The organism is Salicibibacter halophilus, assembly GCF_006740705.1.
GTDB classification, from domain to species: domain Bacteria; phylum Bacillota; class Bacilli; order Bacillales; family Marinococcaceae; genus Salicibibacter; species Salicibibacter halophilus.
Genome location: NZ_CP035485.1, coordinates 1,413,013 through 1,437,014 on the forward strand (window position 1 = coordinate 1,413,013; position 24,002 = coordinate 1,437,014).

The 24,002-nt window shown below is 47.9% G+C and carries 18 protein-coding genes and 2 pseudogenes; 3 read left to right on the forward strand and 17 right to left on the reverse strand.

What is annotated here, in order from left to right; translation table 11 throughout:
• Positions 1-158: 158 nt before the first annotated feature.
• From EPH95_RS06905 to EPH95_RS06925, 6 genes are all read right to left on the reverse strand, one after another.
• Positions 159-1,766 carry a transposase gene (locus EPH95_RS06905; protein ID WP_142088526.1) on the reverse strand — a complete coding sequence of 536 codons (1,608 nt, stop codon included), beginning with the start codon at positions 1,764-1,766 and terminating at the stop codon, positions 159-161.
• Positions 1,767-1,817: 51 nt separating this feature from the next.
• The gene (locus EPH95_RS06910) at positions 1,818-2,066 is read right to left on the reverse strand and encodes a MerR family transcriptional regulator (RefSeq protein ID WP_142088528.1); all 249 of its coding nucleotides are present in this window, start codon (positions 2,064-2,066) and stop codon (positions 1,818-1,820) included.
• Positions 2,067-2,413: 347 nt separating this feature from the next.
• Entirely contained in the window at positions 2,414-2,578 is a 165-nt protein-coding gene (locus tag EPH95_RS18740; protein ID WP_160141668.1) for a hypothetical protein, read from the reverse strand.
• 241 nt (positions 2,579-2,819) lie between these two features.
• Positions 2,820-3,776, reverse strand: a complete 957-nt coding sequence (argF, locus tag EPH95_RS06915) for an ornithine carbamoyltransferase (protein WP_142088530.1) — start codon at positions 3,774-3,776, stop codon at positions 2,820-2,822.
• A 6-nt stretch (positions 3,777-3,782) separates the two neighbouring features.
• A complete protein-coding gene (locus EPH95_RS06920; protein ID WP_142088532.1) occupies positions 3,783-6,938 on the reverse strand; it encodes a carbamoyl-phosphate synthase (glutamine-hydrolyzing) large subunit in 3,156 nt (1,051 codons plus the stop codon).
• Positions 6,931-8,025 (reverse strand): carbamoyl phosphate synthase small subunit, encoded by a 1,095-nt coding sequence (locus EPH95_RS06925; protein WP_142088534.1) that lies wholly within the window; start codon positions 8,023-8,025, stop codon positions 6,931-6,933. Before EPH95_RS06925 ends, EPH95_RS06920 begins: the two co-directional genes overlap by 8 nt.
• 380 nt (positions 8,026-8,405) lie before the next feature.
• Between EPH95_RS06925 and EPH95_RS06930 the strand changes: the two genes are divergently transcribed.
• Positions 8,406-9,635 (forward strand): IS110 family RNA-guided transposase, encoded by a 1,230-nt coding sequence (locus tag EPH95_RS06930; protein WP_142086371.1) that lies wholly within the window; start codon positions 8,406-8,408, stop codon positions 9,633-9,635.
• A gap of 146 nt (positions 9,636-9,781) precedes the next feature.
• On the opposite strand, the gene EPH95_RS06935 is transcribed toward EPH95_RS06930, so the two are convergent.
• From EPH95_RS06935 to EPH95_RS06970, 8 genes and pseudogenes are all read right to left on the reverse strand, one after another.
• The gene (locus EPH95_RS06935) at positions 9,782-10,942 is read right to left on the reverse strand and encodes an acetylornithine transaminase (protein ID WP_142088536.1); all 1,161 of its coding nucleotides are present in this window, start codon (positions 10,940-10,942) and stop codon (positions 9,782-9,784) included.
• Entirely contained in the window at positions 10,914-11,711 is a 798-nt protein-coding gene (gene argB / locus EPH95_RS06940; RefSeq protein ID WP_142088538.1) for an acetylglutamate kinase, read from the reverse strand. The genes EPH95_RS06935 and argB overlap by 29 nt, the downstream gene beginning before the upstream one ends.
• Positions 11,708-12,942: pseudogene (argJ, locus tag EPH95_RS06945) on the reverse strand (bifunctional ornithine acetyltransferase/N-acetylglutamate synthase). The gene argB and the pseudogene argJ overlap by 4 nt, the downstream one beginning before the upstream one ends.
• Positions 12,943-12,957: 15 nt before the next feature.
• Entirely contained in the window at positions 12,958-13,992 is a 1,035-nt protein-coding gene (gene argC, locus EPH95_RS06950) for an N-acetyl-gamma-glutamyl-phosphate reductase (RefSeq protein WP_142088541.1), read from the reverse strand.
• A gap of 168 nt (positions 13,993-14,160) precedes the next feature.
• Complete coding sequence (locus tag EPH95_RS06955) at positions 14,161-15,273, reverse strand: PrpF domain-containing protein (protein ID WP_142088543.1); 1,113 nt, start codon at positions 15,271-15,273, stop codon at positions 14,161-14,163.
• A gap of 351 nt (positions 15,274-15,624) precedes the next feature.
• Positions 15,625-16,998 carry a CitMHS family transporter gene (locus EPH95_RS06960; RefSeq protein WP_142088545.1) on the reverse strand — a complete coding sequence of 458 codons (1,374 nt, stop codon included), beginning with the start codon at positions 16,996-16,998 and terminating at the stop codon, positions 15,625-15,627.
• Between the two features lie 324 nt (positions 16,999-17,322).
• On the reverse strand, positions 17,323-17,952 hold the full coding sequence (locus tag EPH95_RS06965; RefSeq protein WP_319592827.1) for a response regulator: 630 nt from the start codon (positions 17,950-17,952) through the stop codon (positions 17,323-17,325).
• A complete protein-coding gene (locus EPH95_RS06970) occupies positions 17,949-19,496 on the reverse strand; it encodes an ATP-binding protein (RefSeq protein ID WP_227004084.1) in 1,548 nt (515 codons plus the stop codon). Before EPH95_RS06970 ends, EPH95_RS06965 begins: the two co-directional genes overlap by 4 nt.
• A 240-nt stretch (positions 19,497-19,736) precedes the next feature.
• Between EPH95_RS06970 and EPH95_RS06975 the strand changes: the two genes are divergently transcribed.
• The gene (locus EPH95_RS06975; protein WP_142088549.1) at positions 19,737-20,297 is read left to right on the forward strand and encodes a Uma2 family endonuclease; all 561 of its coding nucleotides are present in this window, start codon (positions 19,737-19,739) and stop codon (positions 20,295-20,297) included.
• A 60-nt stretch (positions 20,298-20,357) separates the two neighbouring features.
• Here EPH95_RS06975 and EPH95_RS06980 read toward each other — a convergent pair whose 3' ends face one another.
• Together EPH95_RS06980 and ctaG are read right to left on the reverse strand one after the other, a co-directional pair.
• Positions 20,358-20,954 carry an SCO family protein gene (locus EPH95_RS06980; RefSeq protein WP_142088552.1) on the reverse strand — a complete coding sequence of 199 codons (597 nt, stop codon included), beginning with the start codon at positions 20,952-20,954 and terminating at the stop codon, positions 20,358-20,360.
• Between the two features lie 15 nt (positions 20,955-20,969).
• A complete protein-coding gene (gene ctaG, locus EPH95_RS06985) occupies positions 20,970-21,899 on the reverse strand; it encodes a cytochrome c oxidase assembly factor CtaG (RefSeq protein ID WP_142088555.1) in 930 nt (309 codons plus the stop codon).
• A gap of 208 nt (positions 21,900-22,107) precedes the next feature.
• Here ctaG and EPH95_RS06990 point away from each other — a divergent pair, with 208 nt between their 5' ends.
• Complete coding sequence (locus EPH95_RS06990; RefSeq protein ID WP_142088557.1) at positions 22,108-22,560, forward strand: GNAT family N-acetyltransferase; 453 nt, start codon at positions 22,108-22,110, stop codon at positions 22,558-22,560.
• A gap of 187 nt (positions 22,561-22,747) precedes the next feature.
• On the opposite strand, the pseudogene EPH95_RS06995 reads toward EPH95_RS06990, so the two are convergent.
• A pseudogene (locus tag EPH95_RS06995) lies at positions 22,748-24,000 on the reverse strand (YeeE/YedE family protein).
• Positions 24,001-24,002: the final 2 nt, after the last annotated feature.

Genomic DNA, 24,002 nt, shown 5'->3' on the forward strand with positions numbered 1-24,002 from the left:
CCTTTAATTCCTTTCCGGGTTTTTCAAGATATTCAGCAATGGTTAGCACCCAAAAACTAAGGCTTTAATGCTCACTCAAAGTCTTTTCCAACAAAAATGAGCGGCATTTTAAAGTTTGAAGGATGATTTTTTCTTCGAAAAAATCTACCCCACCCCTCTTAAACGGTGGCTGGGGCCATCTTTTTAAGATGTTTCGTGCATCTTTTGAAGTTTTGGGCAATGATTGAGGCATATAACCAGATTTTTGGACGCACGCGTCCCCTGACAGGCAAATCCTCCAATCGATATGCCCGTTTCAAGACAGAAGGCACGCCTTCAACACCCGCCCGAAAGTTGGAAAGTTCCTGATGCCTTTTCGTTCCAATTTTGGCGCGCGTTTGGTCGGTCCGTCTTTTGTTTTCGCTAAACGAAACGTGGTAGGCTTTCTTTTGCTCTTTGACTTGGCACTGGTTTAATAGAGGGCACTGCTGACAATGTTCTTTGTAAAATTTGGCTGTGTATATCTCTTTCTCGGCATCATAGATGGGAAAGGTTGGTTCATGCCCTTGTGGACATCTTGTAATTTTCCCTGTTTCAGGGTCAATCTCAAATTGGTCGACACCAATATAGTCATCGGAAACAGAACGTCCGGTCAATTGGGAAAAGTTGATCTCAAGGTCTTTGTCATCCGCGTGTTTCACCGTTTCTTGGCGATAGTAAGCACCGTCAACAGCGAGTGTCTCAATGTCGTCGGCCAAAGGGTGCTCTTTGACAAAGTCCTCGCCAAATTGTGCGTCACTATGGGTATTCTCTTTCAAATCGGCATGCATAATAAGCCCTGTTTCTTTTTCAGGGTCATGAACTTCTACAAGATTTAAACTGTTGCCGATATGATGGTCTCCGCCTTTGTGACGAAAGGTCGCATCAGGATCCGATGGGTTTTGAAGAATACGAGAAGATAACTTTGTTCCTTCGATGGGAACAGTGATGCCGTCTTCCGACTCCACAGATTGTTCTTGCAGTAGGCGCGCCAGATGCTTAAAAGCATCGGTATCAAGGGCGACAGATGCATCTTGAACCCACACGTGCAAGTCATGCGCCTGATGAATGAGGGATTCAAGTTTAGATGCTTCTTCTGTCGATTTCGTTTTGTATATGGTTTGGTTTTTATGTCCTTTTTCAAGGTACGCCAAATAAGACGCAGGGATATCCAATCCCGGAATCTTGTTGAGTTCCCTGACCACGTTACGAATCACCGTATAAACCAACTCAATGCGCGTCATTTTTTTGCAAGAACTGTCAAGCATCGTGGAATCCATGCGTGCCATCGATTTGTTTAAAGAAAGAAAATATGCCATTTTTTCAGCGAGCGACTCCATTTCTTGTTGGAGGAGATTTTCTCCCGTTTGTAGCTCATGTTCAACCAGGCGACATCTAAAGTTGGATAAGGTGTTAACACAGAGACGTTCCTTATCCGCATTGGCCTCCAGACCCAAGGCATATTGAAACCGATAATCAAAATAAAGGGATCCAATCAAGTCCTCGTCGGAGAATATATGTTGTTGTTTGAGGATAAGCAAACTGACCAGAACATTCACTGGCTTATTCGGACGACTCGCCTTTTGGCTATATAAGACGGAAAAGCGTTTTTCATTAATTTGCGTAAGAATAAGGCGATAAAAATCCTCGGCCCAGCTTTTTTTCAGCATTTCAACAACATAGTCGGGAAATGCTTGATCTTGATCGAAGAGTGTTTTTTGTACATCTTTGTCTCCTGGCCTGAACATGGTAGAACCTCCAACATCGTAGTCTATCTCTATTATAATGTATTTTTCGCTCTAATTGGTGGAAAACCTGGACCTTTTTGGGTGAGAACCAGCAATGTCTCCCAGAGAAAAATCTAAATATTTGAGTGTCAAGATTCTTTGTAAATGAAATAAATCATTTTCGGTGTAAAGGCGATGCCCTTGTTTGTTATATTCCGATGGTACTAGCAATCCTCTCCGATCATAGTAGCGAAGTGTACGTTCAGTTACACCTGTCAACTTAGCAAATTTTCCAACGGAATACGCTTTTTTCTCAATCATTCGTTACCCTCCTTCGTTTCTTTAATACATAGCATAACCCCTAACGTAACGTCAGGGGCAAGAGGGTTTTTACATTTATTAAAGTTGTTGTTCGCCATCTTATGTTTTCATACATTCATGTACTTAATAACCGATTCGTTAAATACTGTTTCCTTTTTGTGTGATGTTGCATTTAAAAACCTTCTCTTATTCAACAATCTGGCCTTATTGCAGAATACTGTTTTCCGTAAGAATACCCTTTGGAATCATCATATCCAAAGGGATAAACCTTCGCAACATTTTTATAAACGTCGTATCTTTTTAACAAATGTCGCGACTTTATTTTAAAACCACGGATGTGCGGCGAATTAGCCGTCTGCCCGCATCTTCATATACGTAAATTCTGCAAGAAAGGCAAGGATTAACGCAAAAATAACAATAGCCGTCTCGGCGAAAGAGGTGAAGGCCGACAAGAAAAAATAACCGGCGAGTGCAACAAAAGTGAAGATAAGTACACCAAAAAGAAAATGCATCCGATCAACTCCCAATATCATTATACCTTAAAAAGGAGACGAGGTGGCACCATGGTAACTTTTTTTACGTTCCGAAAACAGTTGTGGTCGCCATGGGCATTCCATAGCGACCAGTCATCAATGGTTCAGCTTCAGGCTCCATGAGCTCTCCATGGCGACCGACCCACCGCATTCCCGCTAACTTCAGGCGCCATCCGATGAAATATCACCTTTCCATGCACGAAAAAAATCCCCTTTTCTCCTAACGCACCACTGCTTGCAATATTGCTTTTTGCACGTGCAAACGGTTTTCTGCCTGGTCGAAGACAACCGAACGCGGACCATCAATCACTCCGGCGCTCACTTCCTCTCCGCGATGGGCGGGCAGGCAATGCATAAAGATAGCTTCATCGTTTGCTTGGGCCATCAAGGCGTCATTGACTTGATAAGGTTCAAATGCCCAATTTCGGGTGTCTTTCTCTTTTTCCGCTCCCATGCTTACCCAGACATCGGTATAGACGACATCGGCATGTTGCACCGCTTCGTTCGGATCGGTGACGTGTTCCACCTTGCTCCCCGTTTCAGCCGCAATGGCTTTTGCTTTTGTCCAAACCTCTCGTGATCCCTCATATCCAACAGGGGTCGACAAGGTAATATGAACGCCGAACTTTGCGGCGATGACCATCAATGAATGGGCGACGTTGTTGCCATCCCCGACATAAACAACCTTCCGGCCTTTAAGGCTGCCCAAATGCTCTTGAATCGTCAACATGTCGGCAAGCGCCTGGCAAGGGTGATAATCATCGGTAAGCGCATTAATGACCGGGGCATCACTGTTTTCCGCGAGCGTTGCCACCATTTCATGATCGTTGGCGCGAATCATGATCGCGTCCACGTAACGGGAAAGGGCGCGCGCGGTATCCTGCACCGGTTCGCCTCGCCCGATTTGCAAGTCCGCACTGCTCAAAAACAACGCGTGACCGCCGAGTTGCGTCATCCCAACCTCAAAGGACACCCGGGTACGCGTAGACGCATTTTCAAAAATCATTCCGAGGGAGCGTCCGGCGAGCGTTTGGTGCGGGATGCCCTGTTTTTGTTTTTCTTTCAGTTGACCCGCGCTCTCCAAAAGTTCTTCAATGTCCTCCGGAGCAAAGTCCACCCAGGATAATACATCTTTCCCTTTTAAAGTGTGTTGCGTCAACGCCTCTTCATTTTTCACTTTTTGTCACGTCCTTTGTAAATCTCGCTGCTTCCAAGTTTCAACGGCGCACACGCGGTGCGGGATTTCACGGGCAGCGACTAATTCGCGCAAGGTTTCCGGGCCGGTTACAATCATTTTTCGTTGACCCTCAGCTGCCAACCGTTCCTCTTTGTTCTCCCTGCTGCCTGTCGGTGGAATATTGATATAAAGAAGGCCGTCATCGTCTTCAAGCCAACGCTTAAACGAATAGGTGGCCGGATCATAAATGGTAAAGCCCGCTTCTTTCAGCGCTTCCAACGCCGGTTCGCATGCCGCCTTTTGATCCGTTGCAATGTGGCAATAGATGCTTCCGTTTTGTTGATAGATGGCCGGCGTTTTATCATCTTTCCATGCAAAGGCCTGAGTCATCGCTTCTTCTTTCGTTTCGCCGAAGCTTAGCAGTTCGCCCGTCGATTTCATTTCCGCCCCTAATAGCGGATCCAAGCCCGGTAATTTTTCCGTCGAAAACACCGGTGCTTTTACGGCAAAATAAGACGTTGCGGTTGCCAACCCCTGTCTTTGCCCAAACACTTCGGGCCAGTCTTTGCCCAACAGCAGCTTCACGGCTTGCTCGACCAGATTATTGCCGCTCGCCTTTGCAAAAATCGGAACTGTCCGTGAAGCACGAGGGTTGATCTCAATCACATACAGCGTGTTATCCGACAAAACAAATTGAATGTTAAAAAGACCGACAAAATCAAGTTCGCGCGCGATTGTTTTCGCGTAAGTCACGATTTGCTGCTGATGGGCGTCTGAAAGCTCATACGGCGGAGTGATCGCGATGGAATCGCCGGAATGAACCCCTGCCTTTTCAATGTGCTCAAAAACGCCCGGAATAAATACATGGTCCCCATCTGTGACGACGTCAACTTCCAGTTCTTTTCCAGCAAAATAAGCATCGATAAGGATGGGATAGGCAATGGCTTCTTCATGCGTTTCTACATACTCCGTTAATTGTTTTTCCGAAGTGAAAATGGACATGCCCTGGCCACCGATGACATAAGAAGGGCGAAGCAAAACGGGGTAGCCGATTTCCCTTGCTTTTCTAATTGTGTCATCGGCATCGGCGCCGGTCTGGCCCGGAATATGGGCAATGTCCGTTTTTTGCATGAGTTCATAAAAGCGCCCGCGATCTTCCAGTTGGTCAATGACGTCAAACGGCGCGCCGAACAGCTGAAGACCGGCAGCTTCCAGCGCTTCCGTAAGAGCGATGCTCGTTTGCCCGCCAAGCTGCAACAAGACGCCTTCCACGTTTTCGCGTTCAGCGACATGAATCACATCTTCGGCCGTCAGCGGTTCAAAATACAATTTGTCTGCCGTCTCGTAGTCTGTGCTCACGGTTTCCGGATTATTGTTCATCATAATCGCTTCATAGCCGAGTGTTTTCACCGCGTTGGCACCGTTGACCGAACAATAATCAAACTCAATGCCCTGGCCTATGCGGATCGGCCCCGATCCGACAATCAAGATTTTCGGCTTATCTCCAGAATCGGCAGCTTCATCCATGCCTTGATACGTTGAATAGTAATAAGGCGTCTCCGCTTCAAATTCCCCGGCACACGTATCTACGATATGGTAAGAGGGAATGATCCCCTGTTGAAAACGGTATTGTCTCAATGCTCTCTCTTCCATCCCCCAACAAGCAGCAAGCCATCGATCACTGAACCCTTCTTTTTTCCACGTCTTGAGCATGTCATCATCAATTTCCGCAAAAGCAGTTGCTTCGGCTTTTGTCTCTGCAGTGATCAGCCGCTGAAAATGATCAAGGAAAAACCGATCGATCGCCGTGAACGCGGCCAGTTTTTCCGAGCTGTACCCGCGTCTCATCAATTCGAGCAAGTAAAAAAAGCGACGATCATCTGCATGCGTCAATGCTGTTTCCAGCTCGGCGTTTGGCAACTTGTCGACACCGGGCCAACGCAAACCGTCCAGTTTGATTTCCAACGAGCGTACTGCTTTTTGAATCGCTGCTTGCATGTTTCGTTCAATCGCCATCACTTCGCCGGTTGCTTTCATTTGAGTGCCGAGCGTACGGTCGGCGTCCATGAATTTGTCAAACGGCCAGCGGGGAAACTTCACGATGACATAATCAAGCGCAGGTTCAAAGCTCGCGTACGTATGAGCCGTCACCGGATTTTTCAGTTCGTGCAAGCCGTATCCGAGTCCGACTTTCGCCGCGAGACGGGCAATGGGGTATCCGGTCGCCTTGGACGCGAGGGCGGAAGAACGGCTGACGCGCGGGTTCACTTCGATTAAATAATACTGGTCGCTGTACGGGTCGAGGGCAAATTGGATGTTGCATCCCCCTACGATGCCGAGGGCGCGAATGACTTTAACAGAGGCTGTTCGCAGCATCTGGTAATCGTGATCGCTTAACGTCTGGGATGGAGCGACAACGATGGAGTCCCCGGTATGGATGCCTACGGGGTCAATGTTTTCCATATTGCATACCGATATGCACGTATCGTTGGCATCACGCATGACTTCGTACTCAATTTCCTTGAAGCCGGCGATGCTTTTTTCCACGAGACATTGATCAATGGGGCTGGCATCCAACCCGCCGGAAACGATCGTAGCGAGTTCCGTTTGATTGTTCGCGATTCCGCCGCCTCCGCCTCCGAGCGTATAAGCCGGGCGAACGATCGTCGGGTAACCGACGGTCTCGGCAAAATCAATCGCTTCTTTTGCAGACGTAACGATGGTGCTTTCCGGAACCGGTTCGTTTAATTCCTGCATAAGTCCACGGAAAGCTTCACGGTCTTCGCCCTGCTGAATGGATGCCATCGGAGTGCCAAGCAACTCCACCCCACTTTGCTCCAACAGTCCGGATTCATAAGCGGAAAGGGCAAGATTGAGACCTGTTTGTCCGCCCATCGTCGCGAGCAGTCCGTCCGGTTGTTCTTCTTCAAGGACACGCGTTAACGTTTCGAGTGTGAGCGGTTCGAAGTAAACTTTATCCGCGCATGTGTCATCGGTCATGACCGTGGCCGGGTTGTTGTTAATGAGCACGACTTCGCACCCTTCTTCCCGCAGGGCTAAACATGCTTGCGTCCCGGCATAGTCAAACTCTGCCGCTTGCCCGATCACAATCGGCCCCGAACCGAGCACGAGAATTTTTCTTAACCTTGTTTTCTTAGGCATGGACGTTCACTTCCTTCTCTTCTGCGATCATACGGAAAAAGGATGAAAATAAATGCCGGCTGTCACTCGGTCCCGGATGTGCTTCCGGATGGTATTGGACGGAGCGGATCGGCAAACGATCGTGTGCCAGCCCTTCAATGGATTCGTCGTTCACATTGACGTGCGTCACCTCAAGTTCGGTTCCTTGTAGAGATGCGCGGTCCACTACGTAGCTGTGATTTTGGGCGGTCATATCAACCCTTCCCGTCCGCGTATCGATCACAGGTTGATTGGCGCCGCGGTGGCCAAAGGCCAACTTCTCCGTATCCCCGCCGAACGCAAGCGCGATTAATTGATGGCCGAGGCAAATGGCAAACGTGGGATATTGCATGATCGCCGCTTTAATGGCCGGGAGCTGTTCCTGCAATTGCTTCGGATTTCCGGGGCCGTTAGATAAAAGCAATCCGTCCGGATCCAGCGCCTCGATCGTTGAGAGGGGGGTATCATAAGGGACGACCGTGACTTTGGCGCCGTAAGCACAAAGGGCATCTACCATCGCTTTTTTGTGGCCGAAATCCACAAGCACGATATGAGTGTCTCCCGAGCCGAATGTTTCTGTCGTTTGCGCGGAGACCTCTTTGACGAGCTCCTGTTCTTCAATGGGGGTAACATTTTCCCACGTTACCGTTTCAGGATTCGTCGTAATGACTGCTTCCATGGCCCCCGACGTGCGAATGCGTTTGACGAGGGCGCGAGTGTCCACATCTGTTAAGATGGGAACGCCCGCTCCGGCATTCTCCGCACGGGAGACGAGTGTTTCTTTTGATTGATAATGATACCCGTCCGACGAACATTCTCCCATCACTAATGCGCGCGGCTGCCATTCCTCGCTCTGTTCTTGTTCCACGTCGCTGATTCCATAGTTACCGATGAGCGGGTAAGTGAAAACGACGATTTGGCCGCGGTAGGACGGGTCGGTTGCCACATCTTGATAGCCTGTCATGCCCGTGAAAAATACCGCTTCTCCATGCACATCCGTTGCGCTTGATGCTCCTAGCAATTGCCCAGGAAACACATCGCCGTTTTTCAGTACTAAATACCCTTTCATCGTAACCCTCTCCTCGTATAGTAAGTTTAAGCCCTTCAAATCTTGGGCAAATTCCACAAGATATTTTGTAGATTCATATGGTTTTTCCTTGGATGTCTCTAGATATTTCTAGATAATGATCATAGGATCATTTGGGACAATTCTTTTCTCTCCTGTGGTTCGACCACAACTAAAGACTGTCTCTCAGTGTACGTGCGGCACTTCCTACTCGCAGGCTGAGCCCTCGGCCTCTTGAACTCAGGGGAAGCAGCCCCTGGGGCGGCTTTCAATGCCGATGGAGTTCTGATACACGAGGTTGATGATCGGCGTTCACACTAGAGATATCTCGAGGCGTCCAAAGAACGACCGAATGATTCTACAATGAAAGGAGGAATCCCCCCATGCGAATGTTTGTCGGGCTTGACGTTAGCTCGTTTGATATGAAAGTGTGTGTGCTTGATCAAGAAGGTGATCAGCTTTCGGTTTTTACGGTTTCCAATGACTGGCCGGGTGCCCAGGTGCTCAAAGAACGGTTGCTCGAGCTCTTGGCCGATACAGAGGTTGACATCCTAAAGATCGGTCTGGAGTCCACATCCGTCTACAGTTTTCATCCATCCATGTTCTTGCATGATGACGATGATTTAAAACCCTATGGCGCCCAAGTCTTTGTGATCAATCCGAAGCAGATCGCCAACTTTAAAAAGAGCTTCGCAGACATGAACAAGACCGATGAGATTGACGCCTTTGTGATCGCCGATTATATGCGTTTCGGGCGCAATCAGATGTCCGTTGTCAAAGAAAGCCAATACGTGGCTCTCCAGCAGTTGACACGTTCGCGTTATCACTTGACCAAAGCGATGACGAAAGAGAAACAACACTTCTTGCAGCACTTGGAGTATAAATGCAACACCTTTTCCAAAGAAGTGGATTCATCGGTGTTTGGCCATGCTATGATGGAACTCTTTCTTGAAAAATACAGCCTGGATGAACTTGCCCAGCTTCCGCTTGAGGACCTGGCTCGGTTTCTTCAAGAGAAAGGGAGAAATCGTTTTCCCGATCCGGAAGCTGTCGCCGCATCCATCCAGAAAGCCGTCCGTTCATCGTACCGATTGGACAAAGTGGTCGAAGATTCCATCGATGTACTTTTAGGAACGTCCATTGAGCTCATTCGTTCCTTCCAAAAGCAAATCAAGGCGATCGATCAGTCCATTACTCGAATCATGAAAGGACTGACGCAGACGCTGGAATCAATCCCGGGCATTGGTCCGGTCTTCGCCGCAGGCATCATTGCCGAACTCGGTCAGATTGACCGGTTTCCCGATGAAACAAAAATAGCTAAATATGCGGGACTGTACTGGCGAAAACACCAGTCCGGGCGGTTTACCGCCGAAGATACTTCACTGACACGTCAAGGGAACCATTATTTGCGTTATTACCTCGTTGAAGCCGCCAACTCGGTACGAAGGCAAATTCCGGAATACCAAGTCTTTTATCAGAAGAAGTATCAAGAAGTCCCGAAACATCAACACAAACGTGCACTCGTGCTCACGGCAAGAAAACTCGTGCGATTGGTGGATGCGCTGCTACGCAAAAACCAACTCTTTACGCCAGAAAGGGGCGTGAACCTCTGACCGACATCGGCTGAGGGCTAGCCTTTCATTTTACCAGTATTTTACATTTTATTACTGGTGTTGTTCAGTGCGCGCTTTTTTCGCCTAAATGTCCTTTGACAACTTCATTTACTGTGATTTTGAACTTGACATATTACCGCAGGTCTTTACGCCTTCGTTTTCGCCGTTTCTTTTATTGCTCCCATCACTGTGTCCAAGCCTTGTGCCAATCGTTCTTCGCTAATCGTTAACGGTGGAAGCAATCGGATCACTTTTTCGCCGGCCGGCAAAGCGACAACGCCTTTTTCTTGCAGCTTTGTCAAGATTGGGGCCACCGGCTGCCCGCAAGCAATACCGATCATTAAACCGGCGCCGCGAACCTCGGTAACCATTTCGCTAGCTTCGCATTGTTCGCGTAAGTGTTGAAGCGCGTGCTTGCTTTTCGCTTCAACCCCGGACAGGAGCCCGGGCGTGTTCAATACGTTTAACGTTGCGTGGACGGCTGCCATCGCGAGCGGGTTGCCACCCAGCGTGGTGCCGTGGCTTCCGGGACCGAAATACGATTGCAGCGCTTCCTTCCCCATCATCGCGGCAACCGGAAAGCCGTTTCCAAGGCCTTTTGCAACGGTGACAATATCCGGGTCCAGGCCAAATTTCTGATAGGAAAACTGTTCGCCGGTCCTCCCCATTCCCGTTTGCACTTCATCTATGATGAGAAGTGCCCCGTTCGCTTTCGCCAACGTATCCACTTTTTCCAAAAACGCCTGCGTTCCGGGAACAACTCCGCCTTCTCCCTGGATTGTTTCCACGATGACGGCGGCTGTATCGCTTGTAATATATTTTTCCGCTTGCTCGGTATCATTGTAAGGCGCGTACGTGAAACCGTCAGGAAGCGGCGCGTATCCTTCGTGTATTTTCGCTTGGCCGGTAGCAGCCATGCTTCCATACGTCCGACCGTGAAACGATTGGGTGAAAGAAACGATTTCTTCTCTTCCCGTCGCTTTTCTAGCCAGCTTGATCGCCGCTTCATTGGCTTCGGTTCCGCTATTGGCGAAAAAGACCCGGTGGAGGCCCGTCATATCCGCCAATTGAGCCGCAACTTGTTCTTGCTGATCATACTGAAAAAAATTCGACCCGTGCCAACCTCGATGCAGTTGTTTTTCAACCGCTCCGACGATTTCCGGGTGATTGTGCCCCATGTTCACCGTTCCAATGCCGCTCATCAGATCGATAAATTCCCGGCCATCGGGTGTGGTGATCGTGTCCCCGTTTGCCGATTCGAACGTTAAATCCCAGCGTTTATAAGTAGGAAAGAGGTGCGTGCTCATCTTTTTCACCTTCCATTGTTTTCACGATAGTTGTTCCGCCGCTTCCCGCTTGATTGCTTTCCCCGTCAATGATCGTGACCTTTTGGACAGAGGTTCCCTCAAGCACTTGCAATGCTGCCTGTACTTTCGGGATCATTCCGCCATACACCGTGCCGTCGGCGATCATTTTTTGGATGTCGGCTTCGGTGACAAAGGGGAGCACCTCACCGTTTTGTAAAATACCGGGAACATTCGTGACGAACATCACTTCTTCCGCTCCCAGGCTTTCCGCATAATGAGCCGCTGCCGTGTCCGCGTTCATATTCAGCCGCGCCCCGTTTTCTCCAGCCACGAGCGGGGAAATCACGGGGGTGAGGCCAATGGCGGTTACTTGCTGAAGGAGCGCGGGATCTACATGTATGGCCTTTCCGACGAGCCCAAGTTTTTCTTCATCGAGGAGTTTCGCTTGGATCATCGGTCCGTCACATCCGGATAAACCGATGGTTTTTACGCCCGCTTCTTGGAGTTTCGCACATATCATCGGATTGACCTTGCCGTTAAAAACCATGTGCGCAACGTCCAATACGTCTTTGGTCGTCCGGCGCAAGCCATCCACAAAAGTTGACTCCACTTGCATCATTTCAAGCATGTCATTGACCGCTCGCCCGCCGCCGTGAACAATGACCGGTGTTTTTCCTTGCTCGCCCAGCCGGGCAATGCGTGCATAAAATTCATCGGAAAGGGCGTCGACCGTGGCTCCGCCACATTTGACAACGACAAACTGACTCATGTCCGGTACCCCGCGTTAATGCGGACATAATCATACGTTAAATCGCATCCCCACGCCTTTCCGCTTCCATCGCCGAGATGAAGGTCGACGTCAATGAAAACCTCGTCTTGCTCAAGATGGGCGGTGACCGCTTCTTCGGAAAAATCGACAGGCTCGCTTTGCGATAACGTCAAATGGGGTCCGATGGCAATATCAATCGTTTCCGGATCGATGGTTATCCCGCTGTATCCAATCGCGCAAATGATTCTTCCCCAATTGCCATCGGTGCCGAAAACTGCCGTTTTCAATAGGTCGGAGCCAACGATTTGCTTGGCGATTTTGCCTGCATCTTCATCCGTCGGCGCCCCTTTCACGTTCACCTCTACGAGCTTTGTCGCTCCCTCGCCGTCACGGGCGATCTGTTTGGATTGCTGTTCACAAACGCATTGGAGTGCCTCGATAAAATGGGACCATTCCGGATGGTCCGGATGCAAAGGTTCATTTTCTGCTTTTCCGCTCGCGAGGGTTAACACCATATCGTTCGTCGACGTATCCCCATCGATGGTAATGCGGTTATACGTACGATCAGTGATTTCTGATAACGCCTGTTGCAAGTGTTCCGGCTCGATGACTGCATCGGTCGTGATGAAGCCGAGCATCGTTGCCATATTGGGATGAATCATGCCTGATCCTTTGGCCACCCCTCCAATATGAACCGTTTTTCCGTCAATTTCGGTGGCGTAACACGTCTCTTTTGTACACGTATCGGTTGTTAAAATCGACTCGGCAAAAGCGTTGGCGTCGGCAGCATTTGTCTGTGGTTGCAATGCTTCGATTCCGGGGAGGATTTTTTCCATTTTCAATCGTTCCCCGATCGTACCTGTCGAGGCAACCGCGACGTCCAAGGGCTCCAAACCAAATGATTGCGCGGTTTTATCTCTCATTTCATAGGCGTCGGCGACACCGTCTTTGCCCATTACAGCGTTCGCCTGCCCGCTATTTGCGACCACCGCGCGCAGGGTTCCCCCTCGGAAATGCTCTCTCTCGTCACGTCAAGCGGCGCCGCCTGAATTTGGTTTAACGTGTACACAGCTGCCGCCGATGCCGGCACATCACAGATGATGACGCCTAAATCTTTTCGTTTTCGTTTCACTTTTGCATGCAATCCTGTCGCTTTAAAACCGAGCGGCGTATGCACACTTCCATCTGCCACTTTATGCAATTGTCCGCTTGCTGTCGTGCTGCTCGCCATGGTTTTCCCCTCCTGTTATGGATAAATTGGAAATAATTCCAGCCCTGCCGTTGCTTCAAAACCGTTCATGAGATTCGCGTTTTGGATCGCCTGGCCCGCGGCACCTTTCACAAGGTTATCGATGACCGAGACAATCGTGAGACGATTCGTTCTAGAATCATAGTCTAGAAAAATATCGCAGTAGTTGCTGCCGTAGACTTCTTTTGTCGCCGGAAATCCGTCTTCCCGCACCCGGACGAATGGATGGCCTTCATATGCAGCTTTATATGCATCAATCCATTCCTGTGCGCTCAAATCCGACGGGCATGTCGCATACATCGTTGCCATAATCCCCCGGCTCATCGGAACGAGATGAGGGGTGAATGTCACCGTATCCGCCTCTTCATTCCATTCGAAGAGTTGTTGCTCAATTTCCGGTGTATGCTTATGTTCATTCACCTTGTATATTTTCATAGATTCATTCATTTCACTGAAATGCGTCATCGGTGATGGATTTTTCCCGGCACCGGTTGTGCCGGTTTTTGCATCAATGATGACCGATTTCATGTCAATGCCGTTATTTTTTACTGCCGGCGCGAGTCCGAGAAGGATCGCCGTCGGATAACAGCCCGGATTGGCGACGATTTGCGCTTTGCCGATCTTTTCCCCATTCCATTCCGATAATCCGTATACTGCTTGCCGGGCAATCGTAGCATCAGCTGCCTCTCGCCCATACCAAGCTTCGTATACACTTGCCTCTTTTATTCTGAAGTCACCGGAAAGGTCGACGATCGCCGCTGTCCCTTCAAGCAGATCGCCGGCAAGTGAGGCTGCCACTCCGGGAGGGGCGGATAAAAAAACGACATCGTATTCATTTGCTAATCTTTTCGTATCCAGCGGTTGCAAAATGCCTTTATACACATCCTGTAAATGAGGATAGGTGGACGTTAAAGGCGCTTCCGCCTGTGTGGAGGAGAACACCGAGACTTCCGTGACATGCCGGTGCTGCCGCAGTAACCTGATTAATTCAATTCCTCCGTATCCTGTTGCCCCGACAATTGCCACTTTCATAATGTTGCACCTCTCTTAATATTTATGCATTATCTTGCATTCATTGTAACGGTGAATAAACATAAATTCAAGTGTATTTTTATAATTTATTTGCCGTAAAAAATCCCATCCCACATTTGACCGTGGAATGGGATAGCATTAACGATTGCGGCCGGACACGTTAGCCTGTCATGCCCGAACATACACTTCTCCTTTCATGATCAGCCGGGCCGTCCTGTCTAATCCAACCGAGGCAATATCATCTCCTTCATCGGAGAGCGTGACCATCACCTCCGCGATACCGTCCGGATGGCCAATCCGCACAACCCCGCTTTGCTTTGCGTTGGCAAGTCGGTTGGGGATCGTTCCCGAAAGGAGTGTCGATGCGGCAAGATTATACAATCCACTGCCGGCAAACGTTCGGTGCACCTTGCCTACCGATATCATTTTAGCCGTGATATCGATCTCTTTTTCGTTGATCGTCACGCCCGATGCAGATACGTATGACTGCGGAGGGGCGACGAGCGTAACTTTCGGGACTGCAGGCGCTTTTCGCGCATGTTCAACTGTCTCCTCCATGCCGGAGGCAACCGCTGCTTCGGTCCTTACGGTTTCCAATGCAGCCAACAAGTCTCCATTTCCGCTAATTTCATCATTGCTTTCCGTCCCATCCAAATGAAAAGCGCTTGCTTCCAGGTGGACAAAGGGATTAACCAGATCTACGAATGAATAATCCCGGCCATTCTCCTTGCATACCCTTCCAAGTGGCAAGGTGGCGCCGGTCTTTCCACCTCCGGGAGCGAGTATGTGAACGGAATATTTTGCCCCGGTCCTTACGGTGCCCGGCATTTGATAGGTCCCTTGCACTTTCGCGGCTCCGTTTTCGACCGGCATTTGAATCGAGATCATTTTTGCGATATTTGTATTGAAGGCACGAACCGTCACACCTTCATTACCGGAAGAATCAACGAGCTGTTCATTAATGGCAAACGCGCCAACAGCAGCCATCAAATTCCCGCAAGTCCCCTTATCATCGACGATTTCTTGCCCTATTCCAATTTGGTAAAATGTATAGTCCACATCCGCACCCTCCTGGTAGGAAGGGGCGATCACGACAACCTTGCTCGTATGGCTTGTCCCACTGCCCATGCCGTCGATTTGTGATGGATTATAAGCATCTATAGCCTCCAGAAAAACCCGATGTTTTTCCTGTTGATTCACAGGCAAGTCTTTTTCATGAAAAAATAGACCACGGCTCGTTCCTCCCCGATAAACACTGCAAGGAATCGCGTATTGCACCATTAGCTGACCTCCTCTCACTCATTTTATGTTCGGATCTATTGGCGAATTTATATGCATACGATCTATAACAAGAGTGACCACCGAAAATAGATCGATAGACGCTTTCTAACGTTCTAATTTTGGAACGATCACCAATTCTAGATCGATAGGGGTTTTCTATCGATCTAAAATCGGCACTATCCACAAATATAGATCGTTGGGCGGTTTCTATCGGTCTAAAATCACCACGAGAGCCAAAAACAGAACGTTGGGGCACCATTAGGACAAAACATTTGTCATCACTATATCTCTATTATCCGTAGTTTCCTCACTCTATGCCATTATTGCCGCGTAACATGCCAAGCATCGTCGCTAAATAGTAAAGATACCCATGAGGTAAGCAACAAAGAGCATAACGATACTGAAACCCCAGATCCAGAAAAAGGAATACTTAATATGCGTGCCCATATTGGCACCCGCAAGGCCGATCGCAAGCCATACAGCCGGTGCGAACGGGCTGACGAATGTACCGATAACATTTCCGATGATCATCGCGTAGGCAGTCGAAGCAGCCGGCACCCCGAATTCGGAGGCAGTCGCTTCCACAATCGGCAATACCCCAAAATAGTAAGCATCCGTACTGGTTAGTAAATCCATCGGTACACCAAGGATGCCGACGATGACGTGTATATAAGGCCCAACAGTGTCAGGAAGAATGCCAACCATAGCCAAAGCAATGTTGTCCAACATGCCTGATTCATTCATGACCCCGAGAAAGACACCGGCGGCAAGAATAACAGCGGCCATCATCAAGGCAGCAGGCGCGTGCGCGCGCACGCGGCCCATTTGATCGCTAACATTTGGATAGTTAATCGGCAAAGCAATTGCTACACCGAGCATAAACGCAAATTCCGGAGGGACAATATCCAAAAGCATGAGACCTACGACCGCAACGGTCAACGCGAGATTGATCCAAATCATTGCCGGGTGCTTAACCGGTTTTTCCTCAGCTTCTTCTGCTTCCTCTACTTTTCTTCTGGAAAAGTCATCCGCAATCGCTCTGACATCCACATTGTCGTTCCGCTCAATTTCCCCATTTTCCACACGCTTTGCAATCCGTTTCTTTTCCCGGAAGCCCAGAAAGCATGCAAACCCAATGGCAAGGATTAAACCAACGATTTGCAGAGGGATCAATGGATACCACAATTGATTGAGGTCAGCATCAAGAACGGAAGCCGTTCGGGCCATCGGCCCTCCCCAAGGAACCATATTCATGATGGCTGCACTTAACGAGACAATCAAGAGCAGTAAATACTTGCTCATATTGAGTTCTTTATATAAGGGCAGTAACGCCGGAATCGTCAAGAGAAACGTCGTAGCACCGGCTCCATCCAAGTGTGCAAATACAGCAATCACCGCCGTGCCCATCGCCACAATGACGACGTTCCCTTTTGTAAGGAGAATCATTCCCCGCACAAGCGGGTTAAATAACCCACTATCCTGCATGATCCCGAAGAAAATAATCGCGAAAATAAACATAATGACAACGCTCATCACTTGGTCGGCACCGGAAGCAAAGAATTCCTGCAATTCCTCAAACCCGAATCCAAGAAGTAATGCACCAATAACCGGAATGAGCGTCATTCCTACGATTGGGTTAACCTTTCCCCAAATAAGCAACCCGACAATCGCGATAATAATCAATAAACCCATGATTGCCAGTGCAACTGAAAAATCCTGCTCCATTTCTCATTCACTCCCTCAATAAATGACTTTAGAAACATCCTGCAAGCGGATACATTTCCTATTTAAAAAAAGCGCTCATGGAATCTTTTCGATATATAATAGATGAGAGCCCACTTAATACGTCTAAATCTAGCATATCTACCTTCAAAAAAGAAAGGTTCTTTTCAAAAGCGATATAATGTTTATTCTGTTGATTTTGTTCATTTTGTTCAAAAAAACACACCTCCCAACATACGGTGTGCATTGCATTTATTGAGAAAAAATATAACGGCGTTCCGGTCTGCCTACATCTCCATACTTAAGCTCGGTTTTTGCCGCATTGGTCTATACCAGGTATTCGAGATAGCGTCTGGCCGTTGACCGACTTGCTCCTATCTTTTCCCCCAAAGTTGAAGCTGTTATCCCTTGATCTTTCGTTTTCGCCAGTATACCTTTAATGGTATTTAACGTGATTTCATCGATGCCTTTCGGCAATTCATGCTTGGGAGATCCGGGTGTCTGTTGGGCTTCGGAAGCTCCCATTAAACGATCGATCTCCGCTTGATCCATTTCCTCTTTATCGGTAAGCATCCTTCGCTGCCGGTCATATCGCTCAAACGTCCAGGCAAATCGTTCAAACTCGATGGGTTTCACGATATAATCGAAGGCTCCGCCCCGTAATGCTTCCTCTATGGTGGACACTTCCTTGGCCGCGGTCATCATGATCACATCGACTTCATGATAATGATTGCGGATGGCCCATAATAATTCCAGCCCTTCCACATCCGGAATGTATACATCAAGCAAAATAAGATCGGGCGATGATTGGGCGTTGTTTAGTTGCTCCATCATCTCTTCACCGGTTTTTGCCACTCCAAATACCGTGAATTTTTCCATTTTCTCTATAAATTTCCGGTTTATTTCGGCTACCCGGAAATCATCTTCGACGATGAGTACTGTATACGTATCTTTCATTCTACCTCCAACCTCTGTTTAGGTATGGTGACGACGAAACAAGCTCCTCCGAGGTCGCTTTCCTCCAAGAAAATTGACCCGCCTACTTCAGCTATCATCTGGCTGCTTAGAGCAAGTCCAATCCCTCTATGTGCTCCTTCTTTTGTTGAATAGCCTTGCTTGAAAACTTTTTCGCTTTGTTCCGGCGGAATGCCATGGCCCGAATCTTCAATTTCAAATACGAGATCATCTCCCAAATCCGTGAAGAAAACGCTCACCTGGGGATGGGGCATCTGACTCTTTTTTAACGCTTCCAATGCATTTTCCAGCAAATTTCCCAATACCGTTACAAGGACCTCTTTCTTCTGTTTGGATATCGAATACGTTAATTTACTATCCGGATCGAAGGTCATCTCGATGCCCAGTTCATTCGCTTGATTCAGTTTGCCAAGCAACACGGCACTAATCATCGGATCGGGCACTTTTCGAGTCAAGAATTGGATCCATTCTTGTTGCTCGTGACTTTCTTGTTGAATTAACGCGATCGCTTCTTCTTTTTGATCCAGTTGCAACAGCCCTGAAATGGTATACAATTTATTCGAGAATTCATGAGTCTGGGCCCGAAGCGCTTCGGCATACTGTTTGATTCTCCTCAATTCCTTTGATAACCGTTCAATTTCAGTCTTGTTACGAAAAGAAGAGACGGCTCCAATGATCTTATCCTCATGAAAGATCGGAATGCGGTTAACATAAACGCTATGATTCCCGATCAGCATTTCCTGGTCGTATTGGCTTTCCCCGCTATCGATCACTTCCGGCAGCTTCGTATCCGGGAGAACATCCGTAATATGTTTTCCACTATACGACTCTGTCTGTGTATTGTCTGACCAAAACAGCCGTTGCGCGGTTTGATTCATTACCGTGATCATCCCTTTGTGGTTGACGCCAATAATTCCTTCATGGGTCGATTGGAGGATCGTTTCTTTTTGCAAGAACAAATGGGAAATCTCTTCGGGTTCCAAGTCAAACAGCTTTTTTTTAATATAATGCGCGACCATCACCGCCCCCAAAACTCCCAAGGCAATGGTGATTAATAAAACAAACCATAATTCTCTCGTATAATTTGCAATAATGCTTTGAATGTCGTCCACCAAAAAACCGACGGAAACCACGCCGACAATTTCTCCATCGTCTGAATAAACAGGAACTTTCCCCCGCATGGACGACCCCAATGATCCTACAGCTCTGGAAACGTAGGATTCTCCATGAATCAACGCGCGCTCATTATCTTCCCCAACCATGGTTTCCCCGATTCGGTCCGGAAGCGGATGGGAATACCGAATCTCATCCGTATTCCCGACAACGATGAATTCCGCCCCGGTATCTTCTCTGATGGGTTCTACAATCGGTTGAATGGCCGAAGCAGGATTTTCTTCATCAAAGGCTTCCTGCAGTTCCGGTATATGCGCGACACTTTGAGCCACATTTAGTACCCGTTCTCCCATTTGGTCTTCCAGTGAGTCGGTGAAAAAATAATGCACAAAAAGACCTACGATCGCAAACATTCCAACAATCAATGTGCATATAAGCAAGATCATTTTTACTTTTAAATTGATCTTAACATGTGGTTTAGCAAGATTCCTTTTTATATGTTTGCTTTTTAGGTTGTCCATACCAATGGGAGCTCCTTCTCATGAATTCACCATTTCACTAAAGCGGATTATACATGAACCGGGCAAGAGATAGGAAGTTCAGGTTTTATTTCTGGTATAATAAAAAATAAAGGCTGAAAGGAGATTGATGCCATGTCAAATCCTGTTAACCGTTACACTTATCGTGATTATTTACAATGGGATGATGGGGAGCGTTGGGAGCTGATCAACGGGGTGCCGTATAACATGTCACCTGCGCCGTCAAGAATTCATCAAAAAGTTCTTGGAGAGATATTTGGTGAATTCAGAGACTATTTGAAAGATAAGTCATGTGAGGTTTATTTGGCACCCTTTGACGTACGGTTCCCTTCGAATGATCAGGCAGACGACACCGACAACGTCGTACAACCGGACATTTCAATTATTTGCGATCCTGACAAATTGGACGACAAAGGCTGCAACGGCAACCCGGATTTGATCGTGGAAGTATTGTCTCCGTCAACCGCCAAGCACGACCGACTTCGTAAATTTGAGCTGTATGAAGAAAATGGGGTACAGGAATATTGGATCGTGGATATAAGCAATGAAACCGTCGAAGTGCTTTCGTTAAATCATGGACAATATGAAAGAGAAAACGTGTATGGAAATGAGGATGAGATAACGACAAATTTGTTTGATTCTTTTTCATTGGATTTAGGGACGGTGTTTACATGAACGAATGCTACCGAGCAAAGGTAAAAGTGATACCACGTTTCGGGTATCACTTTTCCTCCATCAGCCTTGCACCGCTTGAATATCCTCTGCAATAGGTTCGGTATCCGTTTCCATTCCGTCGTATTGGCGAATAACCTGGCCATTCGGATCGACCAAATAAAACTGGGTGGAATGAATGATGTCATTTCCATCCGGATCGTTTTCCACGACGCTTGCGAATGAATTTTGCGCGATTGCTTCAATGTCTTCCTGTTCATAGCCGGTGAGAAAATGCCAGCCCGCAAAATCGGCGTTGTAGTTTTCCCCATAGGAGCGTAGTGTATCGGGATTATCAAAATCCGGATCGACAGTAAAAGACACGAGTGTGGTGTCGAGGTCTTCGTCTTCAAGGTCTGCCTGTAAGCTCGACATGTTCGGCGTCATGACGTTGCAGACGGTTGGGCAGCGGCTAAATACCATGCTGGCCACCCAGTAATCCCCTTCCAGATCTTCATTGGTTACCGTTTCTTCATCCTGATTCGTAAAAGAAAAGTCGTCCACGTACAACTCTGATTCTGATAGATCGGTGCCGTTCTCTGCACCCGTTTCGTATAGCCAAGCACAGCCGCTGCAAAACAATAACAATGTTCCAAAAGCAACTGCTGTTTTTTTTATCATTTGGGCTTCTTCCTCCTAACGGTCTCCCATTTTCACATTTTCGGGAATGTCACTGATCGACGGCTCCCCGCTGTCTTGGTGGCTATCTTTTTGCAGCCATTGTTTAAACGTTATGCCGATCGCGGTCCCATATACGATTTCCTGGACGACCTTCATCAAAATACCGGCGAGCTGTTGGTCACTGTACGCATCCAGGCTTCCCAGGAAACCCATGCCTCCAAACATTGATGAGGAGACACTTGCATTTGCCGGTAAACAATACGCCATGACGCTTGCCCAATATTGCATATCCGTGTACGTATCATAAAGCGGGTAACCCGAAAAAATAATCAGGGCACACGCGGGTGTAATTAAAATACCGTTTCCGAAAATATACAGAATCCGCCGGAAATCATGAAGATATTGTTCTTTCGGCAATGGAGCAATTATATGCCACCACATCATCCACGCGGCGATAAACATAGCGATTTCATACAAGCTATGAACACCCGGACGTAACATTAAAAAATCAAATACGACCGGAATATGATAAAACGAAAAGAGTGCATTAAACATAATCAACCCGACAATCGGGTGAAACATGAAGTTTCTGGCCATTCGCGCGTAATTTCCGAATCCCTCATAGGCCGCACTTAAAAACCATTTCGGCAGCGCGATGATCATGAGCGGCACGGAAAAGAAATAGGCACACACCATTTGCAGCATATGGAGCGTGATGGTCATATGGCCTGTACTATATAAAGGACTCCCCCATCCCAAGTATAGGAATAGAAGTGCTAATCCAAACATAAAGTCATGTTTTAACTGCGGCTTGGTCCCACCTTCAAAACGCACATACCACTTACGCGTCAAAAGGACATACAGGATTGCCACAACGGCTAAAACGACGATTAGTTCAGGAGTCCATAACGCTCGAAACGTCAATTGGTCGAACAAATCTTCCATCCCGAAGACCTCCTAAGTATCGTTCCGATTACATGTTACCACAGATAAGGGGGCTGATGTCTGAACAAGATGTTACAAATTTCAAGATAATCCTCGCATAACTCCCATCCTATCATAAGCTATTGTTTCCATATACAATGGCTGCATACAAAGTTATAATAAAGACGACTGCCAAAATTTCTATGTCTTCTCAGGAGGTCTTTTCAATATGGAAGTATACGAGTTAACCAAGGAACATGCCGACGAGCATATTCACAAAACAGCTGATCTCCTTATGGGACAAATGGAATCCATCGGCGGGCCCAACGCTTATGAAAATATGGTCACCGTCATCCGTGCGTCCATGGATGAGGGCTCTCATGCGTATACGTTTGTTGCTCAAGACAGCGAAAGGATTCTCGGAGCGGCGTTTCTTAATGTGCAAAAAAGCTTAATGAAAGGCGGCAATTTTATCTGGTTGAACGATCTGTTTGTACATGTCGAACACCGAAATCAAGGCATCGCGAAAAAATTGCTTTTATATGTCGTTCATTGGGCCGAACAACATGATATGAAAGGCATTGAATTGGAAACAGGGGTGAACAACCAAGCGACAAAAGCACTGTACAATTCCCTCGGTTTTTACGACGTCGTTTCCAAACGATATGGATTTCAATTTTAAGTGAGCGATGCCGATCAAAAGAGGCTTCCCGGTTAATCGGGAAGCCTCTTTTATGGATAGGCCAATGCCACCCTGGGTTCGGACATTTTTCGGGATTTCCTAAGCTCGGACAGTTAGCGCGTTTTTATCCAGGATTTTGTCCGTATTTTTGAAGCAACCGCTGGTACCAACAAGTATTCCCGAATGGTTAACAAAACGAGTCTTTCGATTTAGGCACCGATAAACCGAACAACGGTCTTAGAAAAAGGGCTAAAAATGTTCCTGAAAGGGCCATGATGCCCCAAATATAGCCATGAGCGCTGAAGGAAGCAATGCCGCTGAAATAGGCACCGATATTGCAGCCAAACGCAAGACGAGCGCCATAGCCCATTAACAAGCCGCCAATTACGGAAGCGAAAGCATTTTTTAGCCTAATTTGCGTAAACTTAAACAGGCCTCCGGCGGCTGAAGCGATAAAAGCACCGAGAATAACGCCAAAATTTAACACCGTCGTTGTGTCTGCGAAGATAGAAGCGTTGAGCGCCGCTTCATCGCCTCGCCAAAAGCCCCAACTTGCCACGTTGAAACCAATGGCGTCCGCAACTTGGGATCCCCAGAGGGTTAACGCGTATGTGACCCCCATGGGCTCTCACTCGTCATTAACGTCACCGCGTTGAGAACCGCCAAGACAATCGCAGCGGCAAACAATGGCCACGACCCGCGAAAGATTCTTTTCCACCCAATGGCAGAAGGTTTCGGCGCTTCTTTCGGCGGGTTCTTTTTCTTTTCAATGAATTTCGTCAGCCAAGCAATCCCGCCAAAGATTGCCAAAGACACTACGAGCGCGCCGCCGTACCCGAGTCCGGTAGATGTAGCCAGCGAGAACGGTTCAGCGGCCGGCATGTCTTCCATCCAAAAATCAAAATGCGCGGCACCGATCGTGGATCCTATGATGAAAAAGATCAACGTGATAAACATGACCGAACGGCCGCCGCCAACGGCATAAAGCGTTCCGGACGCACAGCCGCCCCCCAGTTGCATACCGATACCGAATATAAACGCACCAACAATCAAGCTTACGCCGATCGGGGAAATATTCCCTGCCGCATCCCCGCCAAAAAACGTATATCCGGTGGCAAGGATAGGCGCGAATAATAAGCAGGCAACCGCGAGCATTAACATGTGCGCCCGTAACGATTGGCCATTTCCAACGGAGGCCAGTCGCCTAAAAGCAGAAGTAAAACCAAAACGTGCATGGAAAAGTGTATATCCCAAACCAACTCCGATGATTAGGAGTAAAGGTTGAACAATGTTCTGGGTAACGAGAAGAAAAATGGCTAATGCCAGCGTAACAACAAGTGCGCCGAGTACCAATTTGTTTTGCGGCGGTTGAAGCGCTGGCGATGATTCTTTTTTAACAACCGACTGTTGTTCATTGATAGGCTGCGCATAAGTCGACATTT